Here is a 13,405-nt window from a genome sequence, read left to right as displayed (position 1 = left end):
CGGCGCTTTGGTCAGGTTATTGCCGGTTTTTACGTCACTCTGGCAGTGAGTGCTGCGGCAAATGGGCGTCGACAGGGCAGGGGCGTAAACCTATAATACCGCCAGTTCAAGAACCCCCCATACACTCACGCTTTGAGAATTAGCCACTATGGAAATACTGAGAGGCTCACCGGCCTTATCCGGTTTCAGAACCCAGGCGATCATCCGTCGTGCCCAGGAACAGGCGCTGCCGCTGTCGGCCATTGAAACCGAGTATGTGCACTTTGTCGCCCTGGCCGCGGAACTTGACGACGCTGGCCGGCAAACCCTGGCCCAGCTGCTCGACAGTCCTGCAGAGGGCATCACGCCCGCCGCCGGCAGCCGCCTGGTGCTGGTGACTCCCCGTCCCGGAACCCTTTCTCCCTGGTCGTCCAAGGCCACTGACATCGCCCGTAACTGCGGCCTGTCCCAGGTTAAACGCATTGAGCGTGGCATTGTCTACCACCTGAGCTTTGAGCGTGAGCCGACCGAGGCCGAGCTGGCTGCGGTGGGTCATTTACTACATGACCGCATGACCGAAGTGACCTTTGCCACCCTGGCTGAGGCGGAGTGTCTGTTTGCCGAGGCCGAGCCGGCACCGTTGACCTCGGTTGATATTCTAGGTGGAGGGCGCGAGGCCCTGGCTGAGGCCAACGTGCGCATGGGGCTGGCGCTGGCGGATGATGAAATCGACTACCTGTTCGATGGCTTCACCAAGCTGGGACGCAACCCCAACGACATTGAGCTCTATATGTTTGCCCAGGCCAACTCCGAGCACTGTCGGCACAAGATTTTCAACGCCGACTGGACCATCGATGGCGTCGAGCAGCCCAAGTCGCTGTTCAAGATGATCAAGAATACCTTTGAGCAGGTGCCCGAGTACGTGCTCTCCGCTTATAAAGACAACGCCGCCGTGATGGCCGGTTCGCCGGCGGGGCGCTTTTTCCCCAGCCCCGAATCGGGTGAATACCGCTACCATCAGGAAGACATTCATATCCTGATGAAGGTGGAAACCCACAACCACCCCACCGCCATTTCACCCTACGCGGGCGCAGCCACCGGCTCCGGCGGTGAAATCCGTGACGAAGGCGCCACCGGCCGGGGCTCCAAGCCCAAGGCGGGCATGGTGGGCTTCAGCGTCTCCAACCTGAAAATCCCCGGCTACCATCGCCCCTGGGAGCAGGACTTCGGCAAGCCCGAGCGCATCGTCAGCGCCCTCGACATCATGATTGACGGTCCCCTGGGTGGTGCAGCCTTTAACAACGAGTTTGGCCGTCCGGCCCTGCTCGGCTACTTCCGTACCTATGAAGAACAGGTCTCCAGCTTTAACGGCGAGGAAGTGCGCGGTTACCACAAGCCCATCATGATCGCCGGCGGTCTTGGCAACATTCGTGGCGAGCATGTGGAAAAAGGCGAGATCCCGGTGGGTGCCAAGCTGGTGGTGCTGGGTGGCCCGGCCATGAACATCGGCCTGGGCGGAGGCGCGGCCTCCTCCATGGCTTCCGGCCAGTCCAGTGAAGACCTGGACTTTGCTTCGGTACAGCGCGATAACCCGGAAATGGAACGTCGCTGTCAGGAAGTGATCGACCGTTGCTGGGCCATGGGCGACGACAACCCCATCGTGTTTATTCACGATGTGGGCGCCGGCGGCTTGTCCAACGCCATGCCCGAACTGGTGAACGACGGCGACCGCGGTGGCCGCTTCAACCTGCGTGACATTCCCAACGACGAGCCGGGCATGAGCCCGCTGCAGATCTGGTGTAACGAATCCCAGGAGCGCTACGTGCTGGCGGTGGCCGACGACCGGCTGGCCGAGTTCGAAGCCTTCTGTCGCCGGGAGCGGGCGCCTTATGCCGTTATCGGGGAGGCCACTGCCGAGCGTCATCTCAGCCTGCACGATGAGCACTTTGACAATCAGCCCATCGACATGCCGCTGGAGGTGCTGCTGGGCAAGCCGCCCAAAATGCACCGGGACGTGGAAAGCAAGCAACACCAGAGCCCGGCGCTGGATCTGTCCGGCATCAACCTGAAGGACGCCGCCGAGCGGGTGATGACCCTGCCCACCGTGGCCGACAAGGGCTTTCTGATCACCATCGGTGACCGTACCGTTACCGGCTTGGTGGCCCGGGATCAGATGGTCGGTCCCTGGCAGGTGCCGGTGGCCGACTGCGCGGTCACCGCCGCCGCCTACGACACCTATGCCGGTGAAGCCATGTCCATGGGCGAGCGGGCCCCGGTAGCATTGCTCGACTTTGCCGCTTCCGCCCGCCTGGCGGTGGCTGAAGCCATTACCAACATCGCCGCGACCGAAATCGGTGAGCTGAACCGCATTAAGTTGTCTGCCAACTGGATGTCTGCTGCCGGTCACCCGGGGGAAGACGCCGGTCTGTATGACGCGGTCAAGGCGGTGGGTGAAGAGCTGTGCCCGGTGCTGGGTCTCACCATTCCGGTGGGCAAGGACTCCATGTCCATGAAGACCCGCTGGGAGCAGGATGGCGAAGACCGCAGCGTGACTGCGCCGCTGTCGCTGGTGATCTCTGCCTTTGGCCGGGTGACCGATGTGCGCAGTACGGTCACGCCGTGGCTGCGTACCGATAAGGGCGACACCGATCTTATTCTGATCGACCTGGGTAACGGCAAAAACCGTCTGGGTGCGTCCGCCCTGGCCCAGGTGTATCGCCAGCTGGGTGACAAGCCAGCCGATCTGGATGACGCCGAGCAGCTCAAGGGCTTTTTCAACGCCATGCAGGCGCTGGTGGCAGAGAAAAAGCTGCTGGCTTACCACGACCGGGGTGATGGCGGCCTGTTTGTGACCCTGGCGGAAATGGCATTTGCCGGTAACACTGGTCTGACCGTGGAACTGGATCTGCTGGGCAGTGATCATCTGGCGGCGCTGTTCAGTGAAGAGCTGGGTGCCGTACTGCAGGTGCGTCGCGACGACAAGGAAGCGGTGCTCACCTGTCTGGCTGGACACGGCCTGGCTGCCTGCACTCATGTGATTGGCGGTCTGAATCAGGATGACAGCCTGCGTCTGCTGGCCGATGGCTGTGAAGTATACGCCGAGTCCCGTACCGAGCTGCGTCGGCTCTGGTCTGAAACCAGCTACCGTATGCAGGCCCTGCGCGATAACCCCGAGTGTGCTCAGGCCGAGTTCGAGGCCAAACTGGAAAACAATCCCGGTTTGTCTGCGTCGCTGACTTTTGATCCCAAGGAAGACATTGCCGCGCCCTTTATTGCCAAGGGGGTGCATCCGAAAATGGCGATCCTTCGCGAGCAGGGCGTCAACTCTCACATGGAAATGGCGGCCGCCTTTGACCGGGCCGGTTTCAGCGCTGTGGATGTGCACATGAGCGATCTGCAGAGCGGTCGCCTGCGTCTGGATGAGTTTGCCGGCCTGGTGGCTTGTGGCGGTTTCTCCTACGGTGACGTGCTGGGTGCCGGCGGCGGCTGGGCCAGAAGTATCCTCTTTAACGAGGCTTTGCGTGCTCAGTTTGAGTCTTTCTTCCTTCGTGATGACAGCTTTGCCCTGGGTGTGTGTAACGGCTGTCAGATGCTGTCTCAGCTGCGGGATCTGATCCCGGGGGCGGCCCACTGGCCGGACTTTGTGCGCAATACCTCCGAGCGTTTTGAAGCCCGCTTCAGCCTGGTGGAAGTGCAGCAGTCTCCCAGCCTGTTCCTGTCCGGCATGGCCGGCTCCCGCCTGCCCATCGCCGTGTCTCACGGTGAAGGCCGGGTACAGCCCAAGCGTGCCGACATCGCCGCTCTGGAGGCCAGCGGTACCGTGGCCCTCCGCTTTGTCGACAACCACGGCCAGGCGACTGAGCGTTATCCGTTCAACCCCAACGGCTCCGCCAACGGCATTACCGGCCTGACCAGCGAAGACGGCCGGGTCACTATTATGATGCCGCACCCGGAACGGGTGTTCCGTACCGCGGCCAACTCCTGGCACCCGGATAACTGGGGCGAGGACGGTGGCTGGATGCGCATGTTCCGCAATGCGCGCAAGCAACTCGGTTAAATTGCTATTTGCATCCCATAATAAAAAGCCCGCGACACGCGGGCTTTTTATTTGTCGTTTGAGTCTATATGATGTCTCCGCTCAAAAATAAAACACTTGCCCGCTTTGTGGATAAGACGAGGCTATTTAATCAAGCAAGAGCACACGATGGATAAAAACAACTGGTTACACCGGGCTGACGCCACCGTGTCCGGGAGCGGCACGGCGTATCGGTTAAGCCCGCCTGCCGGCTTTCTGGCACTGACGCGACAAATCATGCAATGCACACGAGAGGGTATTGTGGTGATGGATGCCCGGGGCCGGGTAATGGAAGTGAACCCGGCCTTTTGTCTGCATTGCGAGCTGGATGCAGATACCTTGCTTGGCCGGCATATCACTCATGTGAGCAAGGGGCTGCACAATGGCAGTTATTACCGCCGCATCTGGAAACGTCTGCAATATCAGGATCAATGGGAGGGGGAAGTCGAGCAGGTTACCCGCCATGGTGAGGTTGCCACTCACTGGCTGATGTTGCGGCTGATCCGTGATGATGCCGGCCTTGTTACCTATATTATCGGTATTCTCGACGACATCAGCCGGCTTCGTCAGTCAGAAGAACGACTGAGTTTCCTCGCTCACCACGACAGCCTGACCGGCATTGCCAACCGTGCCTTTCTATTAGACTGGTTTAACCGTATCAGTTTTGATCTGGAGCCCGATGAACAGCTGGCACTGTTATTTATCGATTTGGATCGTTTCAAGCCCATTAATGACGGCTTTGGTCATGGAATCGGAGACAGGGTGCTGCAGGCGCTGGCCGGCCGGCTGCAGCAAATGGCCGGTGCGAATGAAATGGTGGCACGCATTGGTGGTGATGAGTTTGTACTGGTATGGCGCGATATTAATGAAGAAAGCGTGTTGTTTGAGCGAGCCGGCAGGCTGCTGGAGCAGCTGGAAGTACCCATACGGGTGAAAAATAATGAGCTGAGCGTGGGGGCCAGCATCGGCATCAGCCTTTACCCTCATCACGGGCTGGAGATCGAAACCTTGTTGCGTTACGCCGATACCGCCATGTATGAGGCAAAAAGCCGCAGCCGTTCTCATATCTCTCTGTTTGACAGCAAAAGCTTTGCCCGCTTGGAACAGCGTAATTGTCTGGCGCAGGACTTTCGGGAGGCACTGGAGCAGGGCCAGCTGTACCTGGAATATCAGCCCCGCATGACCCTTGGGAAGGTGTCTCTGCCAGCCGTGGAGGCCTTGTTGCGATGGCGCCATCCTGCACTCGGGGTGGTGATGCCCAATGTATTTTTACCTGCGGCCAGGGATGCCGGGTTACTGGGAAAACTGGCGGAATGGGTGTGCGCTGAAGCTGCGGTGCAGCACTCTCGGTGGCAGAAGCAGGGCTGGCACGGACGTATCAGCCTGAATATGAGCGGTCTGGAGCCGGAGCTGGAGCAATTGCGTATTTTGCGTCTGCTCGATATTTTGCAACGGCAGGGGGTGAGCCCGGCGGATTTTGAGCTGGAGCTGCGCAGCGATTTTATTATGCGTCGCAGTGAGTCATTACTGAGGGTGCTCACGGCATTTCGCGATGCCGGCACCGCCATTTATCTCGATAACGTCGGTCGTGGCCGGTTCCGTTTTGATACCCTTAAAACCCTGCCTGTTGATGGTATCAAGCTTGACCGAAGTCTGCTGGCTGGTGACATGGACAGCTTTGACCATGCGGTAGTCCGGTCTTTATTATCACTGGCCGGTACGCTTAATCTGGATACTGTAGCCTGTGGTGTTGAACAGCTAAACCAGCTTGTGTTTTTACAAAAGTACGGCTGCCGGCAGATTCAGGGTGAACTGGTCACTGGGCCGTTGCCGGCAGAGCGGGTGCCGGGGTTTATTCCAGCCCTTGCAGGGTCAGCTGCCCCGGACTGATGCTGATACCGAGCACACTTTCTTTCAGCTGTCGTTGTAGTGGATCCTGTTCATCCAGCCGGTATACCGGATAACGGGACAGGTAGTCGGCCAGACTTTGCAGCAATAATGGCATGACGAAGCCGGCCTGTGGACTGCTGTCACTGTTATTCAGCTGATAGCCAAGCAGTTCAAATTCATCCAGGTAAAGGGCACCTTCTTCACTGTCGAAACGGGGGCGGGCACTGAAATCGCCACTGATATCCCAGTCCCGGCGTACCCCGCCCTGCTCCATAGTCACCACCCCCCGGCCTGATACCCGGGCCTTGTCGGCCTCCTGCCGGCCCAGGGCGACCTGTAAATCGGCAAGGCGCACCCCGGCTTTCAGCCAGTCACCCAGGTTCACCGGATATTCCCGTCCCAGCTGTGTCGACAGCTGACGGTTAAGTTGTTGCTCGGTCAGTGTCAGGGTTTGTGCAGAGAGCGCCGCAGAAACGCCAAAAAGAAGGAGAAAAAGTATACTTTTCATAAAGCTGTACTCACTATGTGAATAGTCATTTGCTACAGTCTGCCCCGTCTCATCAATAAGGAGCAAGGCGTTTTTGAACGATTATATCTATACCCTGATAGGTTGGTTGCTGTTTGCCGCGCATACCAGTCTGGTGTTGGGGGTGACTTTCAGGGTCATTATGAAACGCCGGCCGGTGGGAGTTTCTCTGGCCTGGCTGGCGCTGATTTATGCTATTCCGGTGCTGGGTGTTGCCACCTATATCCTGTTCGGTGAAGTGCGTCTGGGCCGTAAGCGGGCCGAGCGGGCACGGGCCATGTATCGCCCCCATGCTGACTGGATCAATGTGCTGGTCGCTCGTTTTCCCGGCCAGCAGTTTGAGGTGAACGATCAGGTCAGGCCTATTTATGAGCTGGTCAAGGCCCGTTTTAATATGCCTATGCTCAGTGGTAACGGTATGGCCCTGTTGCAGCAGCCACAGGATATTCTGGGGGCTATTATTGAGGATATCGAACGGGCCCGCAGCTCTTGCTATATGGAATTTTATATCTGGCATGCCGGCGGCATGGCAGATGAAGTGGCTCATGCCCTGATGGCGGCATCCCGGCGTGGGGTAGATTGTCGCCTGTTGCTGGATTCGGTAGGCAGCGCCGATTTCTTTCGCAGCCGCTGGCCCCGGCGTATGCAAGAGGCCGGCATCAAAGTCGTGGAAGTGTTGCCGGTGGGTGCCTTTCGGGTACTGTTTGAGCGACAGGATCTGCGTATGCACCGCAAGCTGGTGGTGATCGATGACGATGTAGCTTATACCGGCTCAATGAATCTGGTGGATCCCGCCTGTTTCAAGCAAAACGCCGGCGTTGGTCAGTGGGTAGATATTATGCTGCGTATTCGTGGCCCCATTGTCCCTATTATCTGGTCGTTGTTTGTGTGGGACTGGGAAATGGAAACCGGTGAACGGCTGCTGGAGCAGCTGGAATATCACCCCATCCGCTGTCTGGACAACCAGCTTAAATTACAGCTGTTGCCATCAGGTCCTTTTATGGGCGGTGATGCCATCAGCCAGAGTCTGCTGTGTGCCGTGTATCAGGCCCGTCGCCGGCTGGTACTGATCACACCTTATTTCGTGCCGGATGATCCGCTGGTGGCGGCGTTGTGCTCCGCCGCTGACCGGGGCGTGGAAGTGCAGCTGGTGCTGCCGGAGAAAAACAATTCACGCATGGTGAATCATGCCTGCAACGCCTTTTTTGATGAGCTGTTACGTGCCGGTGTGGAAATTCATCTTTACTCCGCCGGTTTGCTGCATACCAAATGCGTGCTGGTGGATCATCAGTTTGGTCTGGTGGGAACGGTGAACCTGGATAAACGGAGTTTCTGGCTGAACTTTGAGATGACCCTGCTGATCGACGATGGCCGGGCGATGGGTGAGCTGCTGCAACTGGCAGACGGCTATTTAGCGGATGCCCGGCCGCTGTCCTGGATGGAGTGGCGCAAGCGCCCGTTGCGCAAACGTCTGCTGGAGAATCTGTTTTATCTGCTGAGCCCGCTGCTTTAGCTGACAGTTTGAAACAGCAGTGCGGTTGCGCTCCACCGACACGCTTCGAGCTTCCCGAGGAGGGAGAAGCGTGTCGGTTTCACCGTGTCCTTCACGCAGTGCGCTTTGTCCGACGAAAGCGCATGGTTCTGCAAATCGGGGGATTACTGCTGGTAATGCTTGAGGAAGCGGGCGATACGCTCGACGGCATCGGTGATGTCGTCGACCCGTGGCAGTGTCACCAGACGGAAGTGATCCGGTTTCGGCCAGTTAAAGCCAGTTCCCTGTACGATCAGCATCTTTTCCTGCAGCAGCAGGTCGTAGACCATCTTCTGATCGTCCTTGATGTTATACACCTTGGGATCCAGCCTGGGGAACATATAGATGGCCCCCTTGGGCTTGACGCAACTCACTCCGGGGATCTCGTTCAGCAGCTCCCAGGCACGGTCGCGCTGGCGACGCAACCGGCCACCGGGCAGCACCAGTTCGTTAATGCTCTGGTATCCCCCCAGTGCCGCCTGAATGCTGTGCTGCATGGGTACGTTGGCACACAGCCGCATGGAGGAAAGCATTTCCAGTCCTTCAATGTAGTCCCTGGCCTGGTGTTTTGGACCGCTCAGCATCATCCAGCCCTGACGGAAACCGGCAGCGCGGTAACTCTTGGACAGGCCGTTAAAGGTCGCCACCAGCACGTCATCGCACAGGGTACAGACCGAATGGTGAGCCACATCATCGTAGAGAATTTTGTCGTAAATTTCGTCGGCAAAGATAATCAGTTTGTTCTGACGGGCGATTTCAATCACTTCCAGCAGAAATTCACTGCCATAGACGGCCCCGGTAGGATTATTGGGGTTGATCAGCACAATACCCTTGGTACGGGGGCTGATTTTGGATTTGATGTCATCCAGATCCGGATACCAGTCGGCTTGCTCGTCACACATATAGTGCACGGCCTTGCCGCCGGACAAGGTAACTGCCGCCGTCCACAGCGGATAGTCGGGAGAAGGCACCAGGATTTCGTCACCATTGTTCAGTAGTGCCTGCATGGCCATTACAATCAGCTCGGATACGCCGTTACCGATGTAGATGTCATCCAGATCCGTGGTACGCAGACCTTTCTGCTGGTAGTACTGCATTACTGCCTTACGGGCAGAAAACAACCCCTTGGAATCACAATAGCCCTGGCTGGTAGGCAGGTTCAGGATCACGTCTTTGAGCAACTCTTCCGGTGCTTCAAAGCCGAACGGTGCCGGGTTGCCGATGTTGAGCTTGAGAATGCGGTGGCCTTCATCTTCAAGGCGACGGGCTTCCTTGTGAACCGGCCCGCGAATGTCGTAACAGACGTTGTCCAGCTTGTGGGATTTTTCTACGGAATGCATGAGTATTTACGGCCTCGGAATCGTGCGGCTGCCTGATCAGGTCCCGGACAGAAAAAACCGGTATGTACCGGTATGCTGAGTCTGAGTGGCTGTGGGCAGTACTGATAAGTAATGGCCCATGATGGAGCTTTGGCTGCCGAATGAAAAGAGGCTGAACACGGCTTTGGGCGAAAAAAATGCTGAAAATGGTGATTTTTTGGCAAGGTTGGCGTGAAACACACCAAAAAGACGGCGCTTGGCCGTCTTTCAATAAACTTAGTTGTAAAGGCCCAGGTGCTCTTTGGCATGGGCTTCAAACTCGGTAAAGCCGCCAATGTGTGCCTGGTCAAGAAAGATTTGCGGTACGGTTTCTACCGGTTTGCCTACGGTTTTTTCCAGATCTTCCTTGGAAATTCCCTCAGCATGAATATCGACATAACGGTACTTGAAATCGTCCCGCTCGGCAGAAAGTTTATCTGCCAGTTCCTTGGCGCGAACACAGAAAGGACAGCCGGGGCGACCAAAAATCACTGCAAACATCTTGTTCTCCTTCTAGGTTGACGAGCGGCAGTATAGTGCAAGCCGGACTGCCGCAAAAATCGTTAATTTATGAATCATTGATTGGTACTGACAATGGATGTCCGCTCGGTTATTCCTTCCAGCCAGCTGCGTTCAAAGCGGCGGGCCGGCCATTCCAGCTTGCCAGCAGCCATGGCGTCAGATTGTTCCGGGCTGATGGAAAGACCATTTTGCAGCAGCACAAAGGCCTTGCGCTCACCATGGGTGGTGTCAATAAAGCCGGCCAGGTTCTGCACATGGGCAATAGTACCGGTTTTAGCAATTACCCGGCCTTTCAGTACCGGGCTTTGCACGCTTTTACGATAACGCAGGGTGCCGCTTTCACCGCTCACCGGCAACCGGGCTATCAGCCATTGAGCGCGTGGGTCCCGGCTGATGGTGAGCAGTACCGCCATCAAATCTTTTGCCCGCAGCAGATTATGAGCCGAAAGCCCGGAGCCATCGGCCAGCCAGGAAGGGCCCAGATCGATATTGGCCTGGGTTTTCAGGATCTCGCGTACTGCCTGAGTGCCGTTACGAAAACTGCCGGACTGCTGAAAGTGCAGGGCACCAAGGGTGCGCAGCAGGCTGTCGGCATACAGGTTGTCTGAATGCACCAGGATTTGTTCGGCCAGCTCGGTAAAGGGAGGTGACTGGTGACTGGCCAGGGCCGGCCAGCTGCTGGCATCAGTCCGGCTGTCTTCAATGTGGCCTGAAAGCTGAATTCCCGCCTGTTTCAGTGCCCAGCCGGTCAGTTGCTTGCCCCAGTGGGATACATCCTGAATGGCAAAGCGCAGTGGCCAGGGCTCCTTGCGTGGGCCGATACAGCCAGTGAGGTGATAATGATTGGCCGGGGTCATCTCCAGCTCCAGCTCACAAAAATTCTGCTCCCGCTCGGCACGTTTCAGTACCGCGACATCGGCACTGACACTGATGGGCTGATGGGCAGGCACGGTGGCACGGGCCGGGCTTCCGGTGCGGGCATAAAGAGCCCCCTGTACACAGTTGCGATCCAGAATCAGTGCGGCGGCGGGGGCGGTATAGCACACGCCCAAATCGTTCCATGACCAGCCGTTACCTTTGTTATAACCGGTAAAACGGTATTGATTTAGCAGTACCTTGCCACTGATATGACGAATGCCGCTGCGCCGTAATAAGGAGACCAGTTGTTCCCTGGTGAGGGTCGGATCACCGGTGAAATCGATCAATAAGTCGCCAGTTAGGCGTCCCTGACTCACGTCGCCCCGGTAGTGCAGGCGGGTCTCATAATGCCAGTCTGGGCCCAGTGCCAGCGCGCCAGCCAGCACGGTGACCAGTTTCTGAGTGGAGGCGGGTTTCATCAGAAGTTCATCCTGATGGCGCATTTCCACTTTACCGGTGGTGACATCGGCCAGCATCCAGGCGCTCTGGCCATGAGCCGGGGGCTCAATGGCGGCAGCACTGGCGCTAAAGAATAACAGCAGGGCATTTGCAAACAGTTTCATAAGCTCTCTTATAACGCATGGGCGGTACGAAACCGACCCTGATAATCAAAAATAGTTTCTCGTATTTGCCAGCCACGCTTGTGGGCCCGGGCAATGATAAAATCCGGATGGCGCAAGCGGGATGCAACGGCCAGAACCTGCTCCAGGCTGGCAAAGTCCGGCTCTGTGCCCGGTGCCGGCCAGTGCGGACGTACAAATTCCTTGTAAAAGCGCCCCTTGGGGCCCTTTGTGTCGAAAGCATACCATTTCTGCAGCTCGGTGCCGTCTTCGTCGTGGTAGGTGACTTTCAGCGCCGGACCGTATTTTCCGTTGCTGCTTTCAAGCGTCAGGCCGGCGCAGCGCAGCACCAGGGCATCTTTCAGTGCCAGTGCGTCTTTCAGTTTTTTATCGGGGTCGACCAGCACCTCTCCGCAGTCGTGGCACTGGCGGGCGGCGATGTCGTTTTCTGCCAGGCACCGGGGGCAGCTTTTAAATCGAAACCGGTAGCCGCATTCTTCCCGTTCACCATCGTCATCTTCAAACAGTCCCTGGCAACGGCGGCCAAAATGTTCCAGCACTCGCCCTTCGGCATCGGTCTTGCCCCAGAATATATTGGCAAAACCGCAGGCGGGGCAGGGTACCTGCACCTGGGTGGTATCGGGGTTGGGTTTGGGCTCACCTACTTCCGGAGCAAAAATGTCCATGTTATTGCCGGCGTAGTCCAGCACCAGGCAATCGGTTTTACCCGGGCTGAGGCGAAGGCCACGGCCGATGATCTGCTGATACAGGGCCACCGACTGGGTGGGGCGCAAAATGGCAATCAGATCCACATGGGGAGCATCAAAGCCGGTGGTGAGTACCGCCACATTGACCAGGAACTTCAGCTCCCGGGCCTTGAAGCGAGCAATAATGGCGTCTCGCTCTGCGCCCGGGGTGTCGCCGGTCACCAGGGCGGTGTGCTCGGCGGGCAGCAGGCCGGCTACCTCGGTGGCATGGCGTACGGTGGCGGCGAAGATCATCACGCCTTCCCGGTCTTCGGCGTAGTCTTTTATCTGCTCTACTACATGGGGAGTAACCCTGGGCTGGCGGGCCAGCTCACGCTCCAGGGCCTGCTCGGTAAACAGACCCTGCTCATACAGCCGGGAGAAATCGTAATGCACCACGGGGGCGTCCACCAGTTCCGGCGGGCACAGATAGCCTTGCTTGATCATCAGCCGTAGCGGCAGCTCAAACAAACAGTGTTCAAAAAAACGCGGGCCCCGGCTGCGGACTATGCCATGATGGTGACTGCGGTAAATCCAGCCCAGACCCAGCCGGTAGGGGGTGGCGGTGAGCCCCAGTACCTTGAGTGCCGGGTTGCTTTGGCGTAAATGATGAATAACCTGAGCGTACTGGCTGCTATCGTCGTCCGAGACCCGGTGGCACTCGTCGATGATCACCAGGCTAAAACCGCTGAAGGCGTCCAGGTTGCGGGCCACCGACTGCACCGAGCCAAATACCACCTGGCGGCTGCTCTCCCGGCGTTTGAGCCCGGCGGAGAAAATATCGGCCTCCACGCCATAGGCCTGATACTTGGCGTGGTTTTGCTCCACCAGTTCGCGTACATGGGCCAGTACCAGCACCCGGCCCCGGGCCAGCCGGGCCAGCTCGGCGATCACCAGGCTCTTGCCGGCCCCGGTGGGCAGTACCAGCACGCCCGGCTCACTGTGACGGCGGAAGTAGTCAAGAGTGCGGTCAACCGCCTCCTGCTGATAGGGACGTAACGTAAACATTTATCTCACCAAAGCTTGAAGCCCGTTTGGTCTGCAAGGCAGTGCACATCGTCGGTCAAAGGGGACTACGTCGCCGGCACGCGGTAAGGACATGCCACGTGCTATTTCAACCCGCTGTGAATATTCACCGAATATTTGGTCGGATCGAAATACCTCGTCACGGCGAGCAAACTCGTCTCATAGGGGGCTCTGCTGCTATGGACGGCGGGAATGCCGAACAGGCAGGAGCAATTTTCGGCCCTGGTGCAGAGGGTGTGGCGAAGCAGACACCCTTTGCCCTGCCGCTGCATCG

General features: G+C 57.8%; 8 protein-coding genes. 3 read left to right on the top strand and 5 right to left on the bottom strand.

The features are described 5' to 3' along the window. The first annotated feature begins 148 nt into the window (after positions 1-148). The gene (gene purL, locus B6S09_RS01225; protein ID WP_094276671.1) at positions 149-4,036 is read left to right on the top strand and encodes a phosphoribosylformylglycinamidine synthase; all 3,888 of its coding nucleotides are present in this window, start codon (positions 149-151) and stop codon (positions 4,034-4,036) included. Positions 4,037-4,183: 147 nt separating this feature from the next. After that, positions 4,184-5,944 carry a putative bifunctional diguanylate cyclase/phosphodiesterase gene (locus B6S09_RS01220; protein WP_094276670.1) on the top strand — a complete coding sequence of 587 codons (1,761 nt, stop codon included), beginning with the start codon at positions 4,184-4,186 and terminating at the stop codon, positions 5,942-5,944. Here the strand turns inward: B6S09_RS01220 and B6S09_RS01215 are convergent. After that, positions 5,907-6,452: a YceB family lipoprotein gene (locus B6S09_RS01215; protein WP_094276669.1), complete on the bottom strand. Its 546-nt coding sequence runs from the start codon at positions 6,450-6,452 to the stop codon at positions 5,907-5,909. The genes B6S09_RS01220 and B6S09_RS01215 overlap by 38 nt on opposite strands. A gap of 73 nt (positions 6,453-6,525) precedes the next feature. Between B6S09_RS01215 and cls the strand changes: the two genes are divergently transcribed. Beyond that, the gene (gene cls, locus B6S09_RS01210; protein ID WP_094276668.1) at positions 6,526-7,983 is read left to right on the top strand and encodes a cardiolipin synthase; all 1,458 of its coding nucleotides are present in this window, start codon (positions 6,526-6,528) and stop codon (positions 7,981-7,983) included. A 143-nt stretch (positions 7,984-8,126) separates the two neighbouring features. On the opposite strand, the gene B6S09_RS01205 is transcribed toward cls, so the two are convergent. The 4 genes from B6S09_RS01205 to radD form a co-directional block, all read right to left on the bottom strand. Further along, entirely contained in the window at positions 8,127-9,341 is a 1,215-nt protein-coding gene (locus B6S09_RS01205) for a pyridoxal phosphate-dependent aminotransferase (protein WP_094276667.1), read from the bottom strand. Positions 9,342-9,596: 255 nt separating this feature from the next. Next, a complete protein-coding gene (locus tag B6S09_RS01195) occupies positions 9,597-9,860 on the bottom strand; it encodes a GrxA family glutaredoxin (RefSeq protein WP_094276665.1) in 264 nt (87 codons plus the stop codon). 74 nt (positions 9,861-9,934) lie between these two features. Further along, positions 9,935-11,362, bottom strand: a complete 1,428-nt coding sequence (dacB, locus tag B6S09_RS01190; RefSeq protein WP_094276664.1) for a D-alanyl-D-alanine carboxypeptidase/D-alanyl-D-alanine endopeptidase — start codon at positions 11,360-11,362, stop codon at positions 9,935-9,937. A gap of 8 nt (positions 11,363-11,370) precedes the next feature. Continuing rightward, positions 11,371-13,113: a DNA repair helicase RadD gene (gene radD, locus B6S09_RS01185; protein ID WP_094276663.1), complete on the bottom strand. Its 1,743-nt coding sequence runs from the start codon at positions 13,111-13,113 to the stop codon at positions 11,371-11,373. Positions 13,114-13,405 lie beyond the last annotated feature (292 nt).

Origin of the sequence: Oceanimonas baumannii (assembly GCF_002245495.1) — a bacterium.
In the GTDB taxonomy this organism is placed as follows: domain Bacteria; phylum Pseudomonadota; class Gammaproteobacteria; order Enterobacterales; family Aeromonadaceae; genus Oceanimonas; species Oceanimonas baumannii.
This window is presented reverse-complemented; position numbering and strand designations above follow the sequence as displayed.

What these genes read in the sequence shown, in the direction of transcription:
- purL (WP_094276671.1), top strand. Translation starts at nt 149, where the DNA reads ATGGAAATACTGAGAGGCTCACCGGCCTTATCCGGTTTCAGAACCCAG.
- B6S09_RS01220 (WP_094276670.1), top strand. Translation starts at nt 4,184, where the DNA reads ATGGATAAAAACAACTGGTTACACCGGGCTGACGCCACCGTGTCCGGG.
- B6S09_RS01215 (WP_094276669.1), bottom strand. Translation starts at nt 6,452, where the DNA reads ATGAAAAGTATACTTTTTCTCCTTCTTTTTGGCGTTTCTGCGGCGCTC.
- B6S09_RS01205 (WP_094276667.1), bottom strand. Translation starts at nt 9,341, where the DNA reads ATGCATTCCGTAGAAAAATCCCACAAGCTGGACAACGTCTGTTACGAC.
- B6S09_RS01195 (WP_094276665.1), bottom strand. Translation starts at nt 9,860, where the DNA reads ATGTTTGCAGTGATTTTTGGTCGCCCCGGCTGTCCTTTCTGTGTTCGC.
- dacB (WP_094276664.1), bottom strand. Translation starts at nt 11,362, where the DNA reads ATGAAACTGTTTGCAAATGCCCTGCTGTTATTCTTTAGCGCCAGTGCT.
- radD (WP_094276663.1), bottom strand. Translation starts at nt 13,113, where the DNA reads ATGTTTACGTTACGTCCCTATCAGCAGGAGGCGGTTGACCGCACTCTT.